Origin of the sequence: Staphylococcus cohnii subsp. cohnii (assembly GCF_002902365.1) — a bacterium.
In the GTDB taxonomy this organism is placed as follows: domain Bacteria; phylum Bacillota; class Bacilli; order Staphylococcales; family Staphylococcaceae; genus Staphylococcus; species Staphylococcus cohnii.
Genome location: NZ_PPQC01000004.1, coordinates 37,921 through 63,795, shown reverse-complemented (window position 1 = coordinate 63,795; position 25,875 = coordinate 37,921). Strand labels below are relative to the sequence as shown.

The window sequence follows — 25,875 nt, the reverse complement described above, 5'->3', positions numbered from 1 at the left end:
TCCTAGTCATCTTTATTGTTATGGGGCGATGAAATCTTTTTAATAAAATTAGGTTTCATCGTCCCACTTTTTTAATATAGTTTAATATGTTGCAAAAGTTAACTCGGTATCTAAATGACCAAAAAGTGTATCTGTTGATAAAGCTTGCCCATTAAGCCAATCTGTAAAGTTTATTATGGTCGGATGATTATTTTCCCCGATTGCAATATGTGCAGTTAAACTTTGTGGTTCATACATACTTGTATGTATTGTTCCTGACCAACTTTTAAATAATTTACTGTAAATTTTATACTGTGGATTATTAAATAGCTTGAAGGCCTCTGCTTTATTTAAGTGTGTCGGTTTATGCTTAATAAGCCGTTCTAAACGCGCTTCTGATTCTGCTGTATAATTTCTATTTTCATGTGTTAATAATTTAAAGTGATTCGTACAAGTTTGGTCATAACGCACATTAATCGAACGAGGTGTAACTTCAATGATTGCATGTTCTAGGTTTTTATCCATAACAATGTAACTAAACGAACTTCTATGTGGGATTTCTTTTAACAATTGAATTGCTTCTGGTACAGTTTTACAATACTGCAAAATAATTCTGCCAATCATGTAACATACAAAACCATCACCAGGATGTTTACGATGCATGAAATTGTAACCCATAGAAAGACCAGCTTCGTTCATTCCATCCATTCTTCCAGTTACACGTGAGGTTGGGCCAATCTGTGCTAAACCACCATCATTTGGTTGAAATAATAAATATCGACCATCATAAGTGGCAGGATGATAATCGTAGTTGCGTACCATGTAATCATTTCCTAAAAATACAGTGCAACCGCTATTTTTTAATGGTGTAAAACGATAATGCCCGAAGTTTAGTATCATTTGTTTGGTAGGAAGGTTTAAGACCTCTTGCATACCTTTTATTTCTTCCCAAATTTGTGGTGAGTATATTTGGAAAATATCATATGTTTCTTTAATATTTATATCAAATCTAGGCATACGCTTTTTCCATTCTTTTTCTCTATTTTTTAGTATTGGCGTTTGTTGCATCCATTGAGCAGTTTTGATGCCTAAATCAAAATGTGATCCTCGATGTGTTAAAATATCTGATTGTACTTTTTGCATAAAAAAACTCCTATGTTAAGTGTAACCTTACAATAATGTTATCTCATTGTAACGTCATGTTAATTGTATTACTGTTGTGTGGAAGTTATCATAAAATTAACTTTTAAAACTAAAGCTTAATTTAGTTGAATGAGGTGATGATTATGTTAAATTACTATGGACAATTAAGAGATGCTCTGTCAACTTGGTGGGGGAATTAGTATCTAATAATTATTTTATAGTAGTATCATGTTTACTTCAAATGGTTATTAATATTCCAGTTCTTTTCAAACTATATTAGGGTATAATAGTTATTTAGTACATTCATAATGTAATTTTATATTATGAATGTTAAGAATAATTTATTTGAAAAAGGGTAGATATTTATTGATGTCTTTAAGTATGCTATCATTAATGTTAGACATGTTAATAAATTATTGAGGTGAAACAGAATGTGGAATTTTATTAAAGGTTTATTTAAATTTGTATTCGGTACAATTCTTACTGTATCGTTAGCAGCAGGAATAGGTGCTGTTGTATTTGCTTATATTTTCAAAAAAGACTTTGAAGATATCGAAAATAAAACAAAAGAAATCGTTTCAGACATCGAATCTAATAATTAATTATTGATAGAACACTTTTGAGTGTTCTATTTTTTTTAGCCTCCGTACATCTGCAGAATGCAGATGTTACGGAGGCTTATGCAGTCGAAAGACTGTGAACCTAAAACAAGAGAGCTGCAGGATGCAGATGTTACGGTGGTTTATGCAGTCGAAAGACTAGGAATTAAATGCACCCAATAATTGACTTTTAATACGACTTTGGCTGGTGCTTTAGATTTATACTTGTGATATCAAAAAGCGATAATTTTATTGTGTTTGGAGTAGCAAGTGGATATCCTTCTAAATACATATGAAGCATATCAATATTCTTAATTTCCAATGTGATATATTCTAACCAACCATTCTTATAGTATTCGATACTCACTGGTGTATTCGCATGTAGTGCTTGATGTAGTTGGATATTGAGTTCATTTAATTGATCGTCTGATAAAATAGGACGGTCAATTTTATTTTGATCAATGATATGTTGTTGTACTGCCTCAAATTGTTCGGGTAACGTTGCAAAAGGAGCCCATTTAACCATACCACGCCCTTGTGGAATATTAGGATTTAATTTTTCTCTAGGTATTTTTCTGTAATCAGTCTCTTTATTATTATATTTACTTGAACACATCCAATCACCTCAACTTAATAATAGAACACTTGTTCGTATTATTGCAAGTTATTTTTCAATATTTAATAGAATGTGGATTCCAATGTTTGAAAACTTAGTTATCTTATAATAGAAAATAGATAATAATTAAAATGAAAGCTAGAAAATGATAAGTTTAATTAAGATAAATCAGTTTCATAAAAGGAAAATATATTTATGTCATACAAGTTTCAATAGGAATATTTATAAACGGCGTATTAACGCTAAAACCATTATATTGTCATTTAGTATTAATATTTATTAAAATGAAAGTATCATAATATGGAGGGGTTTACATGACTACAGTAGGATATATCGGTTCATATACGAAAAAAGAGGGGAAGGGCATTTACCGTTTTGAATTAGATGAACAAACAGGAACGGTTGTCGAGATAGAAACGGGGTATGAATTAGAAGCATCAACATACGTGAATCAGCATCATTCATTTTTATATGCTGTCACACGTGAAGGTGAAAACTGTGGTATCGCAAGTTTTAAAATAGAAAAAGATAGCAAACTTAGCCTTATTAATAAATGTTTAGCTTCAACAAAAGGTAGTGGATGTTATGTTTCAGTTTCACCAGATGGAAAATATATTTTTGAGGCAGTTTATGGTGCAGGACTGGCTCGTATTTATGAAGCGAATCCGACTACTGGTGAAGTTATTCGTTTAATCCAAGAGTTAGCACATGATTATCCAACAGGCCCTTTAGAAAGACAAGAACAGCCTCATGTCCATTACCTTGGTATAACGCCAGATGAAAAATATGTGGTAGCCATGGATTTAGGGACTGACAAGATTGTGACGTATGAATTTGGAGATAATGGCTACAGTGAATATGCTGTATATGATTTTGAGCCTGGAGATGGGCCACGACATATTTCATTCCATGAAAATGGCAAAATTGCTTATGTTGTACATGAATTATCAAATATTGTAAGTGTCATGGCATATGAAAATGGTGAATTCTCAGAAATTGAACGCCATGCAACAATACCCGAAAATTTTGAAGGTGCAACAAAATTAGCTGCAGTAAGATTATCTCATGATCAAAAATTCCTATATATCAGCAATAGAGGACATGATAGTATTGCTATATTTAAAGTTGGAGACAATGGATCAACAATTTCACTTGTAGATATAGTCGCGAGCGGAGGAGCATTTCCACGTGATTTTAATATTACTGAATCAGATGATTTCTTAGTTTGTGCTCACCAAGAAGGTAATTATGAAGTAGTTGTATTTAAGCGAGATAAAGTTACTGGAAAATTAGAGAAATCAGATGAATCACAAAATGCGCCAGAAGGTGTTTGTGTTCAGTTCTTAAAATAAAAATAAATGATAAAAAGCCCGGAAACTATACTAAGTTTTCGGGCTTTAATATATCAAAATACTATTTGTTGAAAAATGCTTTAATATATTTAAATTTTCCTTTATAAGGAGGGAACAGTAGGCTTGATTCAAGTCTTGTAGATTTGAAAATATAAGATTTATCATGACTAAAAGTATCAAATGAGTATTTTCCATGATATTTTCCTATACCGGAAGCACCAACACCGCCAAAAGGTAAGTTAGGATTTGCTAAATGCATAAGGGTATCATTGATTGCACCGCCACCAAATGATAATTCATTTAATATTCTCTCTGAACTATTTTCATCTTCACTAAATAAATAAAGGCTTAGTGGTTTAGGTTTAGTACGTATTAAATCAATTGCTTCGTCAAAATCATCATAAGTTATAATAGGTAAAATTGGGCCGAAAATCTCATTTTCCATAATTTTTGAATCGAAAGTCGTACCTTCTATAATAGTAGGTGCAATAAAATTTTCATCAATGTCAGTTTGACCACCAAAAGTAATTTCAGGGTGATGAATATTTAATAATTCGTTTAAACGATGATAATGTTTTTTGTTTACAATTCGTCCATAGTCCGGACTATCTTGAATGTTTGTGCCATAAAATTCAGTGATTGTCTTTTTTAATGCACTGATGAGTTCATCTTTAACTTTGCGGTTTACAAGTAAGTAATCCGGTGCAACACAAGTTTGCCCAGCATTTGTAAACTTACCAAAACAAATACGTTCACTTGCAACTTTAATATTTGCACTCTCATCAATGATTGTAGGTGACTTTCCACCTAGCTCTAAAGTTACTGGTGTTAAGTTTTTACTTGCTGCATTATAAACAACGCGTCCAACTTGTTCACTACCTGTAAAGAAAATATAATCAAAAGGAAATTGAAGTAAAGTTTGAGTTGTATCAGCATTTCCTTGAATGATATTAATGTATTCAGGATCAAATGCATCGGCAATGATTTGCTGTATGACACCAGATACATTAGGTGTGAACTCAGAAGGCTTTAGTATCACAGTATTCCCTGCAGCAATTGCACCAATTAACGGTTCTATTAACAATTGGAATGGATAGTTAAAAGGTCCGATAATGAGTACTGTGCCATAAGGTTCTTTCATAATGTAGCTTTTAGTAGGGAACATGAATAATGGTGTGTTTACTTGTTTGGTTTTCGCCCAATTTTTAAGCTCTTTACGAGCTGATTTAATATTTTTTAATGTAAAGCCAATCTCAGTTGCATAGGCTTCTACTTTATTTTTACCTAAATCTTTTTGAAAAGCTTCAAGTAATTCACTTTCATAGTTTTTAATACTCTTACTTAATTGTTTGAGTTGCTTTTTTCTGAATTTAAGTGATTTGGTTTCATGAGTATTAAAATATTGTTTACTATTGTGGAAAGATTGTTCTATTGAATTCAAATATTATTCCTCCTAGTATATTGGTGATTTAGATAGTTTAAAATGATGGATAAAAAACTGGAACATAATTATTATTATGTTCCAGTTTTTCTATATAGTAAACTATTTAAGTTTTTATTATTATAGCGTTATATATTGATAAAGTATGAAATTAACTTAAAGCTTCTGTAATTTGTGGTACAACTTGTTTTTTACGAGATACAACACCTGGTAAAAATGCAGTATTGTTGTCTAGTTGAACATTGAATGCATTGCCTACTTTATCTTTTTCAGCACCAACGACTAAAATCTTAGAGTTACTGTTAATGATATCAGTTACAAGCAATACAAATAAATCATATTTTTCGTTTGTACTCACTTCTAACATTTCTTTTTCTAACTCTTCTTGACGTTGGAATACTTCATCAATATCTACAGTATTAACTTGACCAATACGTGTAATATAGTCACCCATATTAAATGATTTCGCATCCATATTTAACAGTTCAGATGCAGTTTTATCTGTTGTAGATGCACCTGCTTTTAACATTTCTAGACCATAGGATTCTAAGTCAATGTCTGCAATTGATTTTAAAGCTTCAGCAGCGTCAATATCTTGTTGTGTACAAGTTGGTGATTTAAATAGTAGGCTATCTGAAATGATAGCAGAAATCATTAAACCAGCAATTTCAGGTTTGATTTCAAATCCGCGTTCTTTGTACATTTTGTATAAGATTGTTGCAGTACAACCTACTGGCTCTGCGCGATAATACAATGGTGCTGCAGTTTCAAAGTTTGAAATTCTATGATGATCAACGACATGTTGAATTGATGACTTGTCAATCGTATCAGCACTTTGTTGGAATTCATTATGGTCAACTAAAATAACATTTTGATTATTTAAATCATCACTAAGTAATTCTGGTGTGTCTACATTAAAATGATCTAATGCATATTGAGTCTCAGGTCCTACCTCACCCAAACGATAAGGTGTTGCCTCTGTATTTCCTGTTTGTTGTTCAAAGTCTGCCATAATAATAGCTGATGAAATTGCATCTGTATCTGGATTTTTATGACCGAAAATATAAGTTTTTGCCATGTTTTAATTCTCCTTAATTTTTTATTTAATTTTATTTTATCATGATTTTCTATTGTTATTCTACTTCAGCACCTAATGAATTTTTAAAATGATCTAATGCCCATTGATGTCCTGTTGGATTAAATGAGGCAACACCCTTATGAGAAATTGAAATAGTATATCCCAAATTGTAGGCAGTGATAGCAGTGTGAAGTACACAAATGTCTGTACATACACCGACAATTTCCAAATGAGTAATGTTACGTTCGCGTAACATAATATCTAAAGGTGTACCACAAAATGAATCATAACGCGTTTTATCTAAATAATGAACATGATCATTAAATAAGATATTCTGATAAATATCATTCACTTTACCGTAGAGTTCTCTTCCAGTGGTGTCTATTATATTATGTGGTGGGAAAAGTTTGTTTTCTGGATGATAGCTATTTTCTTCATAATGTAAATCCATAAGAAAAAAGATATTAGCCTGTTTTTTATTATATACTTCAATTCTTTCAACAATATAATTTTCAATTTGTTGACCAGGAAGGCCACAAGTTAATTTGCCATTATCAGCAACAAAATCATTTGAATAGTCAACAATAATAAGCGCACTATTTTTCATCTAATGTAACACTCCCAAAATTAAGATTATAGTTATTATATACTAAGTACATAAATCATTAAAGGTGCATTTAAAGCGTTTAAAAACTAAATATTAGTTTATTATAAAGTATTAAGTAAGGAGGAAGAGTTGCTAATGATCATTAATGCAATGCAATTTGGATTAAAAGGTAAGCATAAATGGGCAGATACACGTGCGATTCAAAAAGCATTGAAATATGCTAGAGACCACAAAAACACAACAATTTATATTCCTAAAGGAGAGTATCATATACGTAGACCGTTGGTAATATATGACTCAACTACTTTGATATTGGATGATGAAGCAGTATTAAAAAGAGTAGGTAAAGATACTTTATTAAAAAACGGTAGATGGTTGAAATCTTATTATGGATACGAAGGTAATGGTGCAATCTGTATTGCTGGTGGCACACTGGATATGAATGGTTATAATTATCCATATAACAATACAGCAATGTGCATGGGCCATGCTCAAAATATTCAAATTTTAGACGTAACATTCAAAGATGTTGTTGGAGGTCATGCCATAGATGCATGTGGCATCAATGGATTATATATCAATGGATGCCAATTTTTAGGATTTAAAGATGACAAAGGGGAAAGATTGTTTTCAGAAGCGGTACAAATTGATATACAAGTAAAAGGTGCTTTTCCAAAATTCGGTGCAACGGATGGTACGATAACTAAAAATGTAGTGATTGAAAATTGTTATTTTGGAAATTCTAAAACACCTACAATGGGTGCGTGGAATAGAGCAATAGGATCTCACGCGAGTAGATTTAATCAATTTTATGAAAACATACACATTCGTTTTAATACGTTTGAAGGTATAAACCAATATGCACTGACACCTTTAAAATCAAAAGATACTTTTATTCACGATAATATATTTAAAAATTGTGGAGGTGGTATTCGGTTTTTAGCAGTGAAAGATGGTAAAAATGCGCAAGACCTTACAGGTAAGGTGAGAACAACACAATCTGGAAGTAATTTGTATATTTACCAAAATCATTTTGTTGGTCATATGTCTAAAGATGCAATTCGAGTGCAAAGTTACCATAACGTAAAACACAATAATATATTTATTGCACAGAATCATTTTGATAATAAACATCAAAGACTTTATTTAAAAGATATAGAAAATTTGTATCTATCAGATGAAAAAAATATAAACATTAAAAAAATAAACATAAAATAATGATTCTTTATTTTAGTAGTTCTGAATTAAAACACAATATAAAACATATTGTAATTTAATTGAAATTATATTATCTTAAAGAGTAATAATGTAAGAAAATTCAGAAAACAACTAAAATCGGGGGGAACATTATGACTAACACGAACAAAGGGGAATTTAGACGTTCGCATTATTTAACATTTTTTTCTGAAAAAAATAAGTCTTATAATGCAGGACAACTGACAGGATTGATTTTAGGGCCACTACTATTTATTTTGACATTGTTAACTTTTCAACCTGAAAATTTATCTTATAAGGGTGTTTTTGTGTTAGCAATTACAATTTGGATAGCTATTTGGTGGATTACGGAAGCAATACCAATTGCAGCAACTAGTTTATTACCATTAATTTTATTGCCTATTGGTCATGTACTTAGCCCAGAAGAAGTATCTGCTCAGTATGGGAATGACATTATCTTCCTATTTTTAGGTGGATTCATACTAGCTATAGCTATGGAAAGATGGAATTTACATACACGTGTAGCATTAACAATTATCAGTATTTTAGGTACAAGTACTGGAAAAATTTTATTAGGTTTTATGATTGCGACAGGATTTTTATCTATGTTTGTTTCGAACACTGCAGCTGTGATGATTATGATACCGATAGGTTTAGCAATTATTAAAGAAGCAAATGATTTAAAAGGGGAAGAAATGAATGCTAAAAGCATCAATAAATTTGAACAGTCATTAGTATTAGCTATCGGATATGCAGGAACAATTGGTGGATTAGGAACTTTGATTGGAACACCACCACTTATTATTCTAAAAGGACAATATCAATCAGCTTTTGGTGAAGAAATCAGCTTTGCCAAATGGATGGTTGTTGGTGTACCAACGGTCATTGTGCTATTGATTTTAGTATGGCTATATTTGCGTTATGTTGCATTTAAACATGATATGAAAGAACTACCAGGCGGTCAAAATTTAATTAGAAAAAAATTAGATGAATTAGGTAAGATGAAATATGAAGAAAAAGTAGTACAAGCAATTTTTATATTGGCAAGCTTATTATGGATTAGTAGAGAATTCTTATTGAAAAATTGGTCGTTCACCTCAGAAGTTGCCGACGGTACGATTGCAATGTTTATAGCTGTATTACTATTCTTAATTCCAGCTAAAAATAAAGCGCAACATACACGTATTATTGATTGGAATGTTGCCAAGGACTTGCCATGGGGCGTGCTCATTTTGTTTGGTGGAGGTTTAGCACTTGCTAAAGGTATTTCAGAAAGTGGTTTAGCTACATGGTTAGGGGAACAATTAAAGTTAATCGAAGGTGTCAGTCCATTAATTATCGTTCTTGTCATCACAATATTTGTGTTATTCTTAACAGAAATAACTTCGAATACAGCTACTGCAACTATGATTTTACCTATTCTTGCCACACTTTCTGTTGCAGTTAATGTACATCCGTTACTACTCATGGTGCCGGCTGCTATGGCAGCCAATTGTGCTTATATGTTACCGGTTGGTACACCGCCAAATGCTATTGTATTTGGTACTGGAAAAATTAGTATTAAAAAAATGGCATCAGTTGGATTTTGGGTCAATATATTGAGTATTATTGTCATTGTGTTAGTGGTTTATTTCTTAGTACCACCAGTATTAGGCATAGATGTTACCAAGCCATTACCATTAAAATAATTAAAAGCGTCATAGAGCCTGAGGCATATAAATGTCTCAGGCTCTATTATTGAAGTATATAAGATGATAAGCTTGCGAGTTAAAGTTTCAATAAGTTTTACTTTAATAGTTAATCGTGATTTAACTTATTGAAAGACCCAATGACTGTAACTTGAAAATCTAAAGTGTTCAAGATTTTAATGACTTTAGATAATTCTTCTGTTAACCCAGTGTCTGCTTGGACGAAAAAATGATACATACCTAATTGTGTTTTTAAGGGTCTAGACTCAATCCAAGATAAGTTGATGTTAAAAAGCACAAAGGTATTTAGAATACTTGCTAGTAAACCTGGTTTGTCAAATTGCGGTGTGATGAGTAACATAGTATCGCTTGCATTGTCCAAATGTTGCGGCTGGTTACTTACGACTAAAAAGCGTGTAACATTGTGAGGGAAATCTTGAATGTTTTGTTCTATAGGTTGGAAACCATAAGTTTCCCCGCTACCTAAAGGTGCGATTGCACCAACTTGGTTAGTTATTTTTTCTAAACTTTGTATCGTGCTATCTACATAATCATATGTGAAGTTATGCTGTTGTATATATTTACTTGTTTGACTAATTGCTGGGCTTATTGAATAAACTTTTGAGATATCATTTACTGTAGCATTTTCAGGGCCATATAAAGCAAATTGTATATCTAAATGAATTTCTCCCTGAGCATAAATGTTCTGTTGCGTTAAGGCATCGGCAACAATATTGATTGTACCTTCGATTGAATTTTCGATAGGCACAACAGCAATGCTTTGATCATCTTCTGAGACAGCAGTAACAACTTCATACAAATTAGATTTGGATATATAGTCAAACTCAGATTCTGATTGATATTGTTTTGCTGCTAAATATGAAAATGTTCCTTTTGGACCTAAATAATATAATTTCATTTGACGTTACCCCTTGTATATATGTGTTAATTTTAAAAATTAATGGAAAGGACACCCAGAAGCAGGTGATTGTTTTTTATAAAAGAAATTTGGTTCTCTAACCTCGTTTTTATATCCATGATGGTAATTAGATACTAGCGTAGGAGATAAAGAGGGTGCTAACCAAGACCATTTACCAGTTACATATCTTCCATTTTTGCGTTCATTTTTTTCAAATCTTTCAAATTGTTTTGAAGCGGTTAAATGATCAACCATTGACACGCCCTCATTTTTAAATGAATGATATACTGCATAATTCAATTCAACTAATGTTCTATCTTTATTAAAAGAATTATTCTTTAGTGTATCAAATTCAAAAGCTTCTGCAACGGTTTCTAGTAAATTATAGCGATATGAATCGGTAAAATTACGCACAGCAATTTCATTTACCATATACCAACCATTGAATGGTGCAGTTGGATATGTGATTCCACCAATTTTCAAGTCCATGCTTGATATAATTGGTACGGCATACCATTTTAAACCAAGCTTTGCTAATTTTGGAAAACGGTCATGTGTAATGGGAACTTCCTTAATTAATTCAGGTTGATAATTATGAAATTTCAATGTTTCACCAGGAATTTTATAAATTAAAGGTAAAATATCAAAATCAGTATGATTGCTTGTCCATCCTAAATGTTCTGCTAATTGAGTGATTTTTATTTCAGCAGGGTCACCAACATCTTCATATCCAGCATATCTGATGAGTTGATTATTAAATATTTTTGGTGGGTTTTGAGCGGCAAAAATAGTGATACATGGTTTGATTTTTCCATCATTTGTTGCAAATTGAATATGATTTTCTATAGCGTCTATAAATTCATGTTCTGACTGAACATGCCTTGCATCTTTGACAGTTAAAGCATCCCAGAATGCACGACCTATACAACGATTTGAATTTCTCCATGCCATTTTAGCACCATATACAAGTTCTTCATTCGTATGTTCATACGTACCTGATAAGTTGATTTGTGTTTCTATCTGATTTATCCGTTCTAATATAGTATTTTCATTATAATTTAATTCTTGATACATTGTCTGAATAAATGATTTAGCTTCATTTAACATATAAAACACCTCGCACATATTATACGATATTTCTTTCTATTTTTATTGTTTAACTATAGAATTGTCATGATTTTGTCGCTACTATTTTGAATTTACTAATAACTAAATAAATAATAAATAACAAAATTATATTTAATAATGTTCAGAAGTTATCATAGAAGTAATATAGATAAATTTGTTTCAGATATAAACGTTTAATTTTTTGTGTTAAACTAATGAAAAAGCCGATAGGAGAGATAGCGGTGTACCAATTTGAGTATGATACTTTAGTATTACATAATGATTTATATCAAATAAATATGGCGGAGAGTTATTGGAATGATGGTATTCATGAGAGATATGCTGTATTTGATTTATATTTTAGAAATATGCCATTCAACAGTGGTTATGCAGTGTTTAATGGATTAAAAAGAGTTATTGCTTATATTAATAACTTTCATTTTTCAGAATCGGATATTAAATATTTAAAATCTATTGGTTATCAAGAAGACTTTTTGGAATATTTAAAAGATATAAAGTTTACTGGTGATATTCGTTCTATGCAAGAAGGAGAATTATGCTTTGGTAATGAACCTTTATTAAGAGTTGAAGCACCACTCATTCAAGCGCAATTAATTGAAACGATGTTGTTAAATATTGTAAATTTTCACACGTTAATTACTACTAAAGCAAGTAGAATAAAACAAGTTGCGCCTAATGATACATTAATGGAATTTGGAACAAGACGTGCACAAGAAGCAGATGCTGCTTTGTGGGGTGCAAGAGCAGCATATATTGGTGGATTTGATTCGACTAGTAATGTGCGTGCCGGAAAACTTTTTGGTATACCAGTATCAGGGACACATGCGCATGCAATGGTTCAAACTTATGGTGATGAATATATTGCATTTAAAAAATATGCAGAACGTCATAAAAATTGCGTGTTCTTAGTTGATACTTTTCATACCTTGAAATCTGGTGTGCCAACAGCGATTAAAGTGGCTAAAGAACTTGGTGATGAAATTAACTTTATTGGTATACGTTTAGATTCTGGTGATATTGCATATTTATCAAAAGAGGCACGTCGTATGTTAGATGAAGCTGGATTCACTGACGCTAAAATTATTGCGTCAAATGATTTAGATGAGCAAACAATTACAAGTTTGAAATCGCAAGGTGCAAAGGTCGATTCATGGGGGGTTGGTACTAAGTTAATTACTGGTTACGACCAGCCAGCCTTAGGTGCTGTATATAAACTTGTGGCAGTTGAAGATGCTTCAGGGAATTATGTAGACCGAATAAAGCTATCTAACAATGCAGAAAAGGTAACAACACCAGGTAAGAAAAATGTGTATCGCATTATTAATAAGAAAACCAACAAAGCTGAGGGTGACTACATAACGTTAGCGCATGAAGATCCTTATGATGAGTCGCCACTTAAATTATTCCATCCTGTTCATACGTATAAGATGAAATTTATAAAGTCTTTTATAGCTAAACCATTACATCATGATATTTTTAAAGCTGGTGAACTCGTTTATGACTTACCGAGCGAAAAGGAAGCGCAAAACTATTTGACTGAAAGTCTTTCATATTTATGGGATGAAAACAAACGTCACCTTAATCCACAAGAGTATCCGGTTGATTTAAGTACAGAATGTTGGGAAAATAAACACAAACGTATATTTGAAGTGGCAGAACATGTGAAGGAGATGGAAGAAGAAAATGAATGAAATTCAAGATATTATCGTTAGAGAAATGAAAGTTAAATCCAACATTGATAGCAAATTAGAAACACGTAATATTGTTCAATTTATAAAAAATTACATCCAATCTCATTCATTTATCAAATCCTTAGTTTTAGGCATTTCAGGTGGACAAGATTCGACTTTAGCTGGTAAGCTGTGCCAAATTGCAGTAAATGAATTAAAGGAAAAGGATATTGATTGTCAATTTATTGCGGTTAAATTACCGTATGGCGAACAAAAAGATGCGGATGAAGTTGAAGATGCCTTGAAGTTTATAAAACCAGATCGAACAATTACGGTTAACATTAAACCTGCTGTAGATCAAAGTGTACAATCGTTAAAAGAAGCTGGAATTACGCTTACTGATTTCCAAAAAGGGAATGAAAAAGCACGTGAGCGTATGAAAGTGCAGTTTTCGATTGCATCAAATAAACAAGGTATCGTAGTGGGAACCGATCACTCAGCGGAAAACCTAACAGGATTTTTTACAAAATATGGTGATGGTGCAGCGGATATTGCCCCGTTATTTGGTCTGGATAAACGTCAAGGACGACAAATCTTAGCGTATTTAGATGCACCAGCACATTTATATGAAAAAATACCAACGGCTGACTTAGAAGAAGATAAACCACAGCTACCAGACGAAGAAGCACTTGGTGTTAGTTATGCTCAAATAGATGATTATTTAGAAGGTAAACAAGTGCCAAAAGAAGCAAAAGCTATCATAGAAAATCATTATATTAAAAATGCACATAAAAGAGAATTAGCTTACACAAGGTATACATGGCCAAAAAATCAAACAGATTTCGAATGATTTTAGTGACAAAATAATAAGTTACTGATAAAATAATTTGGATTTAATGAGAAAGAAAGGGAAATGAACATGTCAGTAATCACATCTAATCCATGGTTAATGGTTTTAGCTATTTTTATTATTAATGTTGCTTACGTAACTTGTTTGACAATGAGAACGATATTAACACTCAAAGGTTATCGTTATGTTGCAGCAGTTGTAAGTTTCTTAGAGGTTTTAGTCTATGTAATTGGTTTGGGAATGGTTATGTCTAGTTTAGATCAAATTCAAAATGTCTTTGCATATGCTTTTGGATTTTCAATCGGTATTATTGTAGGCATGAAAATTGAAGAGAAATTAGCGCTTGGCTATACAGTTGTGAATGTTACTTCATCTGAATATGAATTAGATTTACCAAAGCAATTAAGAGATTTAGGTTATGGGGTTACGCATAATACTGCTTATGGTAGAGATGGTACGAGGTTAATTTTACAAATATTAACACCAAGACGTTTCGAATTAAAATTAATAGAAACAATTAAGCAAATTGATGAAAAAGCGTTTATTATTGCATACGAACCAAGAACAATTCACGGCGGTTTTTGGGTTAAAGGTGTGCGCAGTAAGAAACTTAAACAATATGATCCGGATAAAGTGGAAAGTATATGAAAAAGCAGCAAAAGTTTAAAGTAGAAGAAAACGAAACGATACAAGATTGTTTGCAACGTATGCGAGATGCTGGATATATGCCTATTAAACGCTTTGAAAAACCAATTTATAAGGAAAATAAAGATGGTGAATACGAAGTATATAGACAAGAAATTCAATTTGTTGGCAAATTAATAGAATAATTGTTCCAAAATAGCTAAGAAATTAGATATGAATAAGTGTTATATATATATAAGTGTAATCGTTGACAGAGATAAAAAACTCAGGTCAACGATTTTTTTAATCATGTAGTTCCATTTTTGATATAGATTAATAATTTTTTTGAGTAGAATAAGGTTTTTCTGCACGCCTTTTGATAAAACGTGTTAAAATTTCTGTAAGAAGATAGAAAAGACTTATACATTTATGGTCAATTCTGTTAAACTAATAATGACAAGATTAAACACGAACTTTAATCGTATTTTTTAATTGAATGTACATGTTTTTGAAGTTTGTAAACTAAAACTTACGCAAGATAGGAGCTTATTTCAATGATAGAACGTTATTCTAGAGAAGAAATGTCTAATATTTGGACGGATCAAAATCGCTATGAGGCTTGGTTAGAAGTAGAAATACTCGCATGTGAAGCTTGGAGTAAATTAGGTGATATACCAGCTGAAGATGTATCGAAAATTCGTCAGAACGCAAAGGTTGATGTTAACCGCGCAAAAGAAATTGAAGAAGAAACACGACACGATGTCGTTGCATTTACAAGACAAGTATCAGAGACATTGGGTGAAGAGCGTAAATGGGTTCACTACGGTTTAACATCAACTGATGTAGTTGACACTGCACTAAGTTATGTTATTAAACAAGCAAACGATATTATTGAAAAAGATTTAGAAAGATTTATTGATGTTTTAGCTCAAAAAGCTAAAAATTATAAGTATACTTTGATGATGGGACGCACACACGGTGTACACGCGGAACCAACAACATTTGGTGTTAAGATGGCATTATGGTATACAGAAATGAAACGTAATTTAGAGCGTTTTAAACGTGTGAGAAAAGAAATAGAAGTCGGTAAAATGAGTGGTGCAGTAGGTACTTTTGCGAATATCCCGCCCGAAATTGAAGCGCATGTCTGTGAAAATTTAGGTTTGGATACAGCAGCTGTTTCTACTCAGACATTGCAACGTGATCGTCATGCATATTATATCGCTACTTTAGCGTTGATTAGCACTTCTATGGAAAAATTTGCAGTGGAAATACGTAATTTACAAAAAACTGAAACAAGAGAAGTAGAAGAAGCTTTTGCTAAAGGTCAAAAAGGCTCGTCAGCAATGCCACACAAACGTAATCCAATTGGTTCAGAAAATATCACTGGTATTGCACGTGTTATCAGAGGATACATTACAACTGCATATGAAAATGTAGCTTTATGGCATGAGAGAGATATTTCGCATTCATCTGCAGAAAGAATCATGCTACCAGATGTAACGATAGCTTTAGATTACGGATTAAACAGATTTACAAATATTGTAGAAAGACTTACTGTATTTGAAGATAATATGTTAGCAAATATCGATAAAACATTTGGTCTTATTTATTCGCAACGTGTATTATTAGCGTTGATAAATAAAGGTTTAGCACGTGAAGCAGCATATGATAAAGTACAGCCAAAAGCGATGGAGTCTTGGGAAACAAAAACACCATTTAGAACATTAATTGAACAAGATTCATCTATTACTGATTTATTAAGCACTGAAGAATTAGATGAATGTTTCAATCCAAAACACCATTTAAATCAAGTTGATACGATTTTTAAACGTGCAGGATTAGAATAATTGAAATTTACTGATGAAATCGTTACACTTTAATGTATTAGCACGTTGAATTAAGATTAAAATGAAAGTACAGGGGTTGTTTTTAATGCAAATAGAAAAATTAAGAGGAAAAGCATTAGATGAATTATTTGATGCAATTCTTACATTAGAAAACAGAGAAGAATGTTACCAATTCTTTGACGATTTATGTACAGTAAATGAAATCCAATCGTTATCTCAACGATTGCAAGTCGCAAAAATGATTAAGCAAGGATATACTTATGCGACGATTGAACAAGAGTCTGGTGCTTCAACTGCAACGATTTCTCGTGTTAAAAGATCTTTACAATGGGGAAATGATGCTTACACAATGATTCTAGACCGCATGAATATTGAAACGACCGATTAATTAACAATTCTATATATTATAGCGAAGTGTAATTTTAATGATTTCATTTGAAAAGCTGTTAGCAAAGAAACATTCTTTGCTGACAGTTTTTTTGTTGTTAATTTAAAGTGTATTGATAAAATAGAGTCGAGGCTTTAAATGTTTTGAATATATTTAGCTAGAAACATGATTAACTTATGATTTATTTGTCATGTTAAAATACATTGTGAAATCCTATATCGTTTTAGAACTCGGTGGTTAAAAATGATATAATCAAAAGTATGCTAAAAAAAGGAGTAACATATCATGTATGACATTAAAAAGTGGAAACATATTTTCAAATTAGATCCTGCCAAGTCTATTTCTGATGAAGATTTAGACGCAATATGTATGTCTCAAACCGATGCAATTATGATCGGTGGAACAGATGATGTTACTGAAGATAATGTTATTCAATTGATGAGTAGGGTGAGGAGGTATCCTTTACCTCTAGTTTTTGAAATTTCCAATATAGAAAGTGTTATGCCTGGATTTGACTTTTATTTTGTACCGACTGTATTGAATAGTACAAATGTAAAATATCACAATGGCATACTTTTAGATGCATTGAAATCTTTTGGACACGTTATTGATTTTGAAGAGGTTGTTTTTGAAGGATATGTTGTCATGAATCCTGAAAGTAAAGTAGCACAAGTTACACAAGCTGAAACAAATTTAACAGATGAAGATATTGAAGCATATGCTCAAATGATTAATGAGATGTATAAATTACCAGTCATGTACCTTGAATATAGTGGTACATATGGAGATGTTGAAAAGGTTAAAACAGCTGCAAATATGTTAAGTGATACACAACTATTTTATGGTGGTGGCATTAGTAATCAAGAAGAGGCTGAAAAAATGGCTTCGATTGTTGATACGATTATCGTTGGTGATATCGTTTATAAAAATATTAAAAGCGCATTAAAAACAGTTAAGATAAAGGAGTAACATAAATGAATGCATTAGTAAATAAGATGAATGATGAACAAAGCTTAGCAGTACGCACTACAGAAGGGCCATTACTTATTATGGCGGGTGCAGGTTCGGGCAAAACACGTGTTTTAACTCATCGTATAGCTTACTTGCTTGATGAAAAAGACGTATCTCCATACAACATTCTAGCGATTACTTTTACAAACAAGGCAGCAAAAGAAATGAAAGCACGTGTGGAAGCTTTAGTTGGTGAACCAGCTCAAGTTATATGGATGTCAACGTTCCACTCAATGTGTGTAAGAATATTGAGAAGAGACGCAGATAGAATTGGCATTGAACGTAATTTTACTATTATTGATCCAACCGATCAAAAATCAGTTATCAAAGATGTATTGAAAAATGAAAATATTGATAGTAAAAAGTTCGAACCAAGAATGTTTATCGGTGCTATAAGTAATCTAAAAAACGAATTAAAAACACCAGAAGATGCTCAAAAAGAAGCTGATACTTATCATGAGCAAATGATTGCTACAGTATATAAAGGATATCAAAGACAGTTATCAAGAAACGAAGCATTGGATTTTGATGATTTAATCATGGTTACAATTCGATTATTTGAACGTGTGCCAGATGTATTAGAATTTTACCAAAATAAATTCCAATACATACACGTCGATGAGTACCAAGACACGAACAAAGCACAATATACATTAGTTAATCTTTTAGCATCTAAATTTAAAAACTTATGCGTAGTTGGAGATTCTGATCAATCTATTTATGGCTGGCGTGGCGCTGATATTCAGAACATACTTTCCTTTGAAGAAGATTATCCTGAAGCTAAAACGATATTTTTAGAACAAAATTATCGTTCAACTAAAAATATATTAAATGCAGCTAACGAAGTAATCAAAAATAATTCAGAGCGTAAACCTAAAGGACTATGGACAGGTAATACATCTGGAGATAAAATTCACTACTACGAAGCTACTACTGAGCGAGATGAAGCTGAATATGTAGTCAAAGAAATTATGAAACAACAACGCAACGGAAAAAAATTCAAAGACATGGCTATCTTGTATCGTACTAATGCACAATCTCGTGTGTTAGAAGAGACTTTTATGAAATCTAATATGCCTTATACAATGGTCGGTGGTCAAAAATTCTATGACCGAAAAGAAATTAAAGATCTACTTAGTTATTTGAGAATTATATCCAATAGTAATGATGATATAAGTTTACGCCGTGTAATAAATGTGCCGAAACGCGGTGTTGGACCTTCGACAGTAGATAAAATTCAAGCCTATGCTGCTCAAAACGATATAAGTATGTTTGACGCGCTAGCAGAAGTGGATTTTATAGGTTTATCTAAAAAAGTTACGCAAGCATGTATTACTTTCTATGACATGATACAGAACTTAATTAAACAACAAGAATTTTTAGAGATTACTGAAATCGTAGAAGAGGTACTAGTTAAATCAGGTTATCGTGAGATGTTGGAACGAGAACAAACATTAGAATCAAGAAGTAGATTAGAAAATATAGATGAATTTATGTCAGTGCCTAATGATTATGAAGAGAATACCCCATTAGAAGAACAGTCATTAATTAACTTTTTAACAGACTTATCTTTAGTTGCAGATATAGATGAAGCGCAAATAGATGATGGTATAACATTGATGACAATGCACTCAGCAAAAGGATTAGAGTTTCCTATTGTATTTATAATGGGGATGGAAGAATCATTATTCCCACATATAAGAGCAATCAAAAGTGATGATGATCATGAAATGCAAGAAGAAAGAAGGATTTGTTATGTTGCGATTACACGTGCTGAAGAAACGTTATATTTAACGCATGCAACTTCAAGAATGCTTTTTGGCAGACCTCAGTCCAATATGGCTTCAAGATTCTTGAAAGAAATACCTGAAGATTTATTAGAGAACGAAAATAAAACACGATCTGCAGCACAAGGGAATCGATTTAAATCTGCAACCAAACAACCTGAAAAAAGAGGTTATAGTAAACGTGTTACTTCTTCTAAAAAAGCACAACAATCAACGGATTGGCATGTTGGTGACAAAGTTATTCATAAATCATGGGGTGAGGGCATGGTGAGCAATGTAAATGAAAAAAATGGTTCAGTTGAACTAGATATTATCTTTAAATCTGAAGGCCCTAAGCGTTTGCTTGCTCAATTTGCACCTATTGAAAAGAAAGGGGAATAAAGTGTGGCTGACTTACAATCGCGTGTCGATGTATTACATCAATTGCTAAATCAATATAGCTATGAATATTATGTACAAGATAATCCTTCAGTACCAGATAGTGAATATGATAAACTTTTGCACGAATTGATAGATATTGAGACAAACTATCCAGAGTATCAAACAGTTGATTCACCTACAGTAAGGGTAGGTGGTTCAGCTCAATCAACGTTTGAAAAGGTAAATCATGATACACCGATGCTGAGTTTAGGAAATGCGTTTAATGAAGAAGATTTAAGAAAATTTGATCAGCGTATACGTGAGCAAATTGATCATGTTGAATATATGTGCGAGTTGAAAATAGATGGTTTGGCTGTGTCTCTTAAGTACGAAAATGGTAGGTTCGTACAAGGTTTAACACGTGGTGACGGTACTACAGGCGAAGATATTACCGAAAACTTAAGAACGATACATGCAATACCATTAAAGATTAATGAAGCTAGAACATTTGAAGTTCGCGGTGAAGCATATATGCCTAGAAAATCATTTTTTGATTTAAACGAAGCCAAGGCACAAAATGACGAGCAACCATTTGCTAATCCAAGAAATGCGGCTGCTGGTTCACTGCGGCAATTAGATTCCAAACTTGCCGCAAAGAGAAAACTAAGCGTTTTCCTATATAGTGTGAATGACTTTACACAATTTAATGCTCACACACAAAGTGAAGCTTTAGATGAATTAGATAAATTAGGTTTTAAAACAAATAAAGAACGAGAACGTGCTCAAACTATAGAAGAAGTATTTGACTATATTGAAAAATGGACGGAAGCGCGGGAACAGTTGTCATATGATATTGATGGCATTGTTATTAAAGTGAATGATTTAGATCAACAAGATGAGCTTGGCTATACACAAAAATCTCCGCGTTGGGCAATTGCATACAAGTTCCCTGCTGAAGAAGTCATAACAGATTTATTAGATATTGAACTTAGTATTGGTAGAACAGGCGTCGTGACACCTACGGCGATACTTGAACCAGTAAAAGTAGCGGGAACTACAGTTTCTAGAGCTTCTTTACATAATGAAGATTTAATTCATGAAAAGGATATCCGAATTGGCGACAGTGTAGTAATTAAAAAGGCTGGAGATATCATACCAGAAGTTATAAAAAGCGTTTTAGATCGTCGACCGAAAAATGCAGAAGTTTATCATATGCCAACACATTGTCCTAGTTGTGATCATGAACTAGTAAGAATAGAAGGGGAAGTAGCATTAAGATGTATCAATCCAAAATGTCAAGCACAACTCGTTGAAGGTATGATTCATTTTGTATCACGACAAGCAATGAATATAGATGGTTTAGGTACTAAAATCATTCAACAACTTTATGAAAATAAAAAAATAAAAGATGTTGCTGATATATTTTACTTAACTAAAGATGATTTGCTACCATTAGAGAGAATGGGTGAGAAGAAAGTCAACAATCTATTAAATGCGATTGAACATTCTAAAACAAACTCATTGGAACATTTACTATTTGGTTTGGGAATCAGACACCTAGGGGTCAAAGCGAGCCAAGTCATTGCTGAAAAATATGGAACGATGGATCATTTATTTGATGTTACTGAAGAATCATTAATTGAAATTTATGATGTTGGCCAAAAATTAGCACAATCATTAGTCACTTATTTAGAAAATGAAGATATCCGTGCACTTATTAATAAATTAAAGGAAAAACATGTTAATATGACTTACAAAGGCGTCAAAACAACCGAGTTAGAAGGTCATCCAGAATTTATTAATAAGACCATTGTATTAACTGGCAAGTTATACCAAATGACAAGAAATGAAGCTTCAAAATGGTTAGAATTGCAAGGTGCTAAAGTTACAAATAGTGTTACTAAAAAGACAAATTTAGTAATTGCTGGAGAAGACGCTGGTTCAAAACTTACAAAAGCCGAAAAATTTGGCACAGAAGTTTGGACGGAGGATGATTTTGTCCAGAAACAAAAAGAAATAGAGGGATAGAGGAGATAATGCATGAAAAGAACGATTATACTATTCATCTCAGCAATTTTTCTATTATCAGCATGTGGAAATGATGATAGTGAAAAAAGTAAAGAACAACCTGATGACAATAAACAGCAAGAAAAATCCGGTTCAGTAAAAGAAATCGCTACTGATAAACATGTTCAAGGCAATAATTATAGAACGATTTTACCATTTAAAGAAAGCCAAGCACGTGGTTTATTACAAGATAACATGGCAAATAGTTATAATGGGGAAGATTTCGAAAACGGCCTCTTAGAATTGAGTAAACAAGTTTTTCCAACTGACGATTATTTATATCAAGATGGTCAGTACTTAGATAAAGATACGATTAATGCTTATTTAGATCCAAAATATACTAAATCTGAAGTAGATGCGATGGATGAAGATGAACGAAAAGAAAAGAAAGCGAATGAGAATTTAGGTCTAAATCCATCTCATAATGGAGAAACAGATCCAGAAAAAATTGCTGAAGAATCACCTGCGTATCTTTCTAATATTTTAGAACAAGATTTTTATGCGAGTGGTGATACTAAAGGTAAGGAAATTAAAGGTATGACTATCGGTCTAGCTATGAATAGTACATATTACTATCAAAAAGAAAAAGATGGCGAAACCTATAGTAAAAAATTAGATGACAAAGAAATTAAAAAACAAGGTAAGCAAATGGCAGGAGAAATTTTGTCGAGAGTCAGAGAAAATAAAGATTTGAAAAACATACCAATACACTTTGCAATTTATAAACAAACAGGTGAAAATTCAATTGTTCCAGGTGAATTTATTGCTGGTACGACAGTTGAAGACGGCAAGACGCGTATTAATGAATGGAAAGATATAAATCAAACTACAGCATTGTTACCTTCTGATGAAGCAGGCGAAATTGATGAAAATTTAAATAATAATTTTAAGCAATTTAATGATAATTTACAGACGTATTTTAACAACTTTACTCAAGCAGTGGGTACAGTTAAATTCGATAATAAAAAAGCGAAACAATTAACAGTTGATGTACCGATTGATTATTATGGTGAAGCAGAAACAATTGGCATCACACAATACATCACTGAACAAGCAGAGAAATACTTTGATGATATTGACGAATATGAAATTCGCATAAAAGATGGTAACAAAGCAAAAGCTTTAATCAGTAAAACTGAAGATGACAAAGATCCACAAGTTCATATTTATAAAAACAATAATTAATATACGTTTCCTCGATAAAAGCCACTCTATGTAATCACGACAAGTGTTACAAGAGTGGCTTTTTAGTATCAATTTATAGTGAAAGCGTTGCGATTCGATTATTCTTTAACAATTTCTTTTACTTTATTTAAATCGTGCTCTACAAATTCACCAGGTTTTTTAGTAATTTTACTTACTAGATAAGTAACTATCACACTTGCTAGAAAACCAGGTATAATTTCATACATACCAAATATTTCATTTACTGATGCTAACGGTTTAACCCAAGCAATCCATACAATAACGACTAAAGCTCCTGTAATCATACCACTCAGCGCGCCAGCGTGAGACAACCCTTTCCAGTATAGTGAGAAAATCACTAACGGACTGAATGCTGCGCCAAATCCTGCCCAAGCATTACCGACAAGATTTAAAATTGTATCATTTGGTGACCATGCAATCCAAATAGCAATAATTGCAACTAGTAAAACAGATAGTCGTCCAATCATTACAAACTCTTTTTCGTGAGTTTTTGCTTTCGCTTCACCACGAATAAGTTTATAAAAATCTTCAGTCAATGAAATAGAAGTCACTAATAACTGAGATGAAATTGTGCTCATGATAGCTGCCAAGATAGCTGCCAACAAGAAACCGCCTACAAGAGGATGGAATAAAATTTGGCTCATAATGATAAAGAGTGTCTCTGGATCTTCCATTTTAATATGGTATTGAGGTATAAATGCGATACCTGTGAGACCTACAGCAACTGCGCCTAAGAGACCAATAACCATCCAGCTAATACCTAAACGCCTTGCTTTTGGTAAAAGTTTATGTGATTTAATGGACATGAATCGAACAATGGTATGTGGTTGACCAAAATACCCCAAACCCCAGGCAAATAATGAAATAATACCTAAAAACGTTGTACCTTTAAACAAATCCATATTGGTAGGTTTCATAGCTGCTACTTCGCTAAAAGTATCCAAACCGTTGAGTTTTATAAGTGCTACAATAGGAACCATTATCATTGCGATCAGCATAATTACACCTTGGAAGAAATCTGTAATGGATACAGCTAAATATCCACCAAAGAACGTATAAAAAATAACTATAGCCGCAACTATGATAAGTCCCCAATGATAGTTTAATCCAAAAGCACTTTCAAATAATTTTCCACCAGATACAAACCCAGAATGTGTATATAAAGTGAAAAACACAACAATAATTAGACCTGAAATTATTTTTATGTAATTTTTACGGTCATTGAGTCGATTTTTGAAAAAGTCTGGCAGGGTGATAGCATCTCCTGCAATTTCAGTATAAATGCGGAGGCGAGGTGCGACTACAAAATAGTTAATATAAGCACCGAGTGATAAACCGATTGTAATCCACATTGCTGATAAACCAGTACTATATACAGATCCAGGGAGACCCATAATCATCCATCCACTCATATCTGATGCACCTGCTGATAAGGCAGTTACGTAAGGGCCAATGCTTCTACCTCCCAGCATAAATTCACTTAAATTACCTGTCGATTGCTTGTAACCGTAATAGCCAATAATTAATAAAATGATAAAATAAATGATAATCATAATATACGTTTGCCAAGTAGCGTGAACTTGATTAGCTAAAGATGTGCCTAGAATAAACATAATACTTCAACTCCCTTATCCCCAGAATATTAAATTGTGTTACATGAATTATTATGCAATGTAATTTATAAATAGAGTGGATTTATTTTTAGTTTTTTAAAATATTTAGCTCAATGACCAAAATGAAAATGCTTACAAAATATAAAATGATATTACACAGTTTATAAAAGTTATGATTTATTATGCAATAATTGTCATTAATACTATGAAAAGTGTATATATTGTTTTTGAAACATATTTAAGTTACATAATTACAAATGTTTAGCAAACGGAACTTAATTAAAATATGGTTATTTATTGTTATTGTTGAAAAGTTTAGATTTTTGCTTGGAATTTTGATACAATTTTATAATGAATGAGTAAAAAGGAGGCTTTTATTTAATGGCTAAAGTTACACGTGAAGAGGTAGAGCATATTGCTAATTTAGCTAGACTTCAAATATCTGAAGAAGAAACAATTGAAATGCAAGATACATTAGAAAGTATTTTAAATTTTGCTAATCATATAGATACAGCAGACACTAGCTCAATTGAGCCAACTTATCACGTATTAGATTTACAAAACGTGTTAAGAGAAGATAAAGCAATCGAGGGCATTCCTCAAGAGCTTGCATTAAAAAATGCTAAAGAGACGGAAGATGGACAGTTCAAGGTACCATCTATCATGAATGAGGAGGACGCTTAA

General features: G+C 32.3%; 23 protein-coding genes. 15 read left to right on the top strand and 8 right to left on the bottom strand.

Annotation, left to right across the window (positions count from 1 at the left end):
- Window positions 1–81: 81 nt before the first annotated feature.
- Window positions 82–1,122 carry a C45 family autoproteolytic acyltransferase/hydrolase gene (locus CD032_RS00580; protein WP_103211103.1) on the bottom strand — a complete coding sequence of 347 codons (1,041 nt, stop codon included), beginning with the start codon at window positions 1,120–1,122 and terminating at the stop codon, window positions 82–84.
- Window positions 1,123–1,553: 431 nt separating this feature from the next.
- On the opposite strand from CD032_RS00580, the gene CD032_RS00575 reads away from it, so the two are divergent.
- Window positions 1,554–1,724: a hypothetical protein gene (locus CD032_RS00575; protein WP_019469577.1), complete on the top strand. Its 171-nt coding sequence runs from the start codon at window positions 1,554–1,556 to the stop codon at window positions 1,722–1,724.
- A 187-nt stretch (window positions 1,725–1,911) separates the two neighbouring features.
- On the opposite strand, the gene CD032_RS00570 is transcribed toward CD032_RS00575, so the two are convergent.
- Window positions 1,912–2,337 (bottom strand): YolD-like family protein, encoded by a 426-nt coding sequence (locus CD032_RS00570; RefSeq protein WP_019469579.1) that lies wholly within the window; start codon window positions 2,335–2,337, stop codon window positions 1,912–1,914.
- 314 nt (window positions 2,338–2,651) lie between these two features.
- Between CD032_RS00570 and pglS the strand changes: the two genes are divergently transcribed.
- A complete protein-coding gene (pglS, locus tag CD032_RS00565) occupies window positions 2,652–3,689 on the top strand; it encodes a 6-phosphogluconolactonase (protein WP_019469580.1) in 1,038 nt (345 codons plus the stop codon).
- Between the two features lie 61 nt (window positions 3,690–3,750).
- On the opposite strand, the gene CD032_RS00560 is transcribed toward pglS, so the two are convergent.
- The 3 genes from CD032_RS00560 to CD032_RS00550 form a co-directional block, all read right to left on the bottom strand.
- Window positions 3,751–5,130, bottom strand: a complete 1,380-nt coding sequence (locus tag CD032_RS00560) for an aldehyde dehydrogenase (protein ID WP_019469581.1) — start codon at window positions 5,128–5,130, stop codon at window positions 3,751–3,753.
- A gap of 151 nt (window positions 5,131–5,281) precedes the next feature.
- A complete protein-coding gene (locus CD032_RS00555) occupies window positions 5,282–6,208 on the bottom strand; it encodes a manganese-dependent inorganic pyrophosphatase (RefSeq protein ID WP_019469582.1) in 927 nt (308 codons plus the stop codon).
- 55 nt (window positions 6,209–6,263) lie between these two features.
- Complete coding sequence (locus CD032_RS00550; RefSeq protein WP_019469583.1) at window positions 6,264–6,815, bottom strand: cysteine hydrolase family protein; 552 nt, start codon at window positions 6,813–6,815, stop codon at window positions 6,264–6,266.
- Between the two features lie 135 nt (window positions 6,816–6,950).
- On the opposite strand from CD032_RS00550, the gene CD032_RS00545 reads away from it, so the two are divergent.
- The gene (locus CD032_RS00545) at window positions 6,951–8,033 is read left to right on the top strand and encodes a glycosyl hydrolase family 28-related protein (protein ID WP_019469584.1); all 1,083 of its coding nucleotides are present in this window, start codon (window positions 6,951–6,953) and stop codon (window positions 8,031–8,033) included.
- A gap of 131 nt (window positions 8,034–8,164) precedes the next feature.
- Window positions 8,165–9,718 (top strand): SLC13 family permease, encoded by a 1,554-nt coding sequence (locus tag CD032_RS00540; RefSeq protein ID WP_040029802.1) that lies wholly within the window; start codon window positions 8,165–8,167, stop codon window positions 9,716–9,718.
- A gap of 109 nt (window positions 9,719–9,827) precedes the next feature.
- On the opposite strand, the gene CD032_RS00535 is transcribed toward CD032_RS00540, so the two are convergent.
- Both CD032_RS00535 and CD032_RS00530 read right to left on the bottom strand, forming a co-directional pair.
- Window positions 9,828–10,637 (bottom strand): prephenate dehydratase, encoded by an 810-nt coding sequence (locus CD032_RS00535; protein ID WP_040029803.1) that lies wholly within the window; start codon window positions 10,635–10,637, stop codon window positions 9,828–9,830.
- Between the two features lie 39 nt (window positions 10,638–10,676).
- Window positions 10,677–11,744, bottom strand: coding sequence for a nitric oxide synthase oxygenase (locus CD032_RS00530; RefSeq protein ID WP_040029804.1), 1,068 nt, complete (start codon window positions 11,742–11,744; stop codon window positions 10,677–10,679).
- Window positions 11,745–11,986: 242 nt separating this feature from the next.
- Here CD032_RS00530 and CD032_RS00525 point away from each other — a divergent pair, with 242 nt between their 5' ends.
- The 10 genes from CD032_RS00525 to CD032_RS00480 all read left to right on the top strand — a co-directional run bounded on the left by CD032_RS00525 (window position 11,987) and on the right by CD032_RS00480 (window position 23,557).
- Complete coding sequence (locus tag CD032_RS00525; RefSeq protein WP_071562318.1) at window positions 11,987–13,456, top strand: nicotinate phosphoribosyltransferase; 1,470 nt, start codon at window positions 11,987–11,989, stop codon at window positions 13,454–13,456.
- Window positions 13,449–14,285: an NAD(+) synthase gene (gene nadE, locus CD032_RS00520; RefSeq protein WP_019469589.1), complete on the top strand. Its 837-nt coding sequence runs from the start codon at window positions 13,449–13,451 to the stop codon at window positions 14,283–14,285. Before CD032_RS00525 ends, nadE begins: the two co-directional genes overlap by 8 nt.
- Window positions 14,286–14,354: 69 nt before the next feature.
- Window positions 14,355–14,933: a DUF2179 domain-containing protein gene (locus CD032_RS00515; RefSeq protein WP_019469590.1), complete on the top strand. Its 579-nt coding sequence runs from the start codon at window positions 14,355–14,357 to the stop codon at window positions 14,931–14,933.
- Window positions 14,930–15,115, top strand: a complete 186-nt coding sequence (locus CD032_RS00510; RefSeq protein WP_019469591.1) for an NETI motif-containing protein — start codon at window positions 14,930–14,932, stop codon at window positions 15,113–15,115. Before CD032_RS00515 ends, CD032_RS00510 begins: the two co-directional genes overlap by 4 nt.
- A 348-nt stretch (window positions 15,116–15,463) precedes the next feature.
- The gene (gene purB, locus CD032_RS00505; protein ID WP_019469592.1) at window positions 15,464–16,759 is read left to right on the top strand and encodes an adenylosuccinate lyase; all 1,296 of its coding nucleotides are present in this window, start codon (window positions 15,464–15,466) and stop codon (window positions 16,757–16,759) included.
- Between the two features lie 85 nt (window positions 16,760–16,844).
- Window positions 16,845–17,147 carry a YerC/YecD family TrpR-related protein gene (locus tag CD032_RS00500; protein ID WP_019469593.1) on the top strand — a complete coding sequence of 101 codons (303 nt, stop codon included), beginning with the start codon at window positions 16,845–16,847 and terminating at the stop codon, window positions 17,145–17,147.
- Between the two features lie 285 nt (window positions 17,148–17,432).
- Window positions 17,433–18,116: a heptaprenylglyceryl phosphate synthase gene (gene pcrB, locus CD032_RS00495; protein WP_103211102.1), complete on the top strand. Its 684-nt coding sequence runs from the start codon at window positions 17,433–17,435 to the stop codon at window positions 18,114–18,116.
- A gap of 5 nt (window positions 18,117–18,121) precedes the next feature.
- Entirely contained in the window at window positions 18,122–20,326 is a 2,205-nt protein-coding gene (pcrA, locus tag CD032_RS00490; RefSeq protein WP_019469595.1) for a DNA helicase PcrA, read from the top strand.
- A gap of 3 nt (window positions 20,327–20,329) precedes the next feature.
- Window positions 20,330–22,333 (top strand): NAD-dependent DNA ligase LigA, encoded by a 2,004-nt coding sequence (ligA, locus tag CD032_RS00485; protein WP_071562319.1) that lies wholly within the window; start codon window positions 20,330–20,332, stop codon window positions 22,331–22,333.
- Window positions 22,334–22,345: 12 nt separating this feature from the next.
- Window positions 22,346–23,557 carry a CamS family sex pheromone protein gene (locus tag CD032_RS00480; protein WP_019469597.1) on the top strand — a complete coding sequence of 404 codons (1,212 nt, stop codon included), beginning with the start codon at window positions 22,346–22,348 and terminating at the stop codon, window positions 23,555–23,557.
- A 98-nt stretch (window positions 23,558–23,655) separates the two neighbouring features.
- Here CD032_RS00480 and putP read toward each other — a convergent pair whose 3' ends face one another.
- Window positions 23,656–25,191 (bottom strand): sodium/proline symporter PutP, encoded by a 1,536-nt coding sequence (putP, locus tag CD032_RS00475; RefSeq protein WP_103211101.1) that lies wholly within the window; start codon window positions 25,189–25,191, stop codon window positions 23,656–23,658.
- Between the two features lie 381 nt (window positions 25,192–25,572).
- On the opposite strand from putP, the gene gatC reads away from it, so the two are divergent.
- A complete protein-coding gene (gene gatC, locus CD032_RS00470; RefSeq protein WP_019469599.1) occupies window positions 25,573–25,875 on the top strand; it encodes an Asp-tRNA(Asn)/Glu-tRNA(Gln) amidotransferase subunit GatC in 303 nt (100 codons plus the stop codon).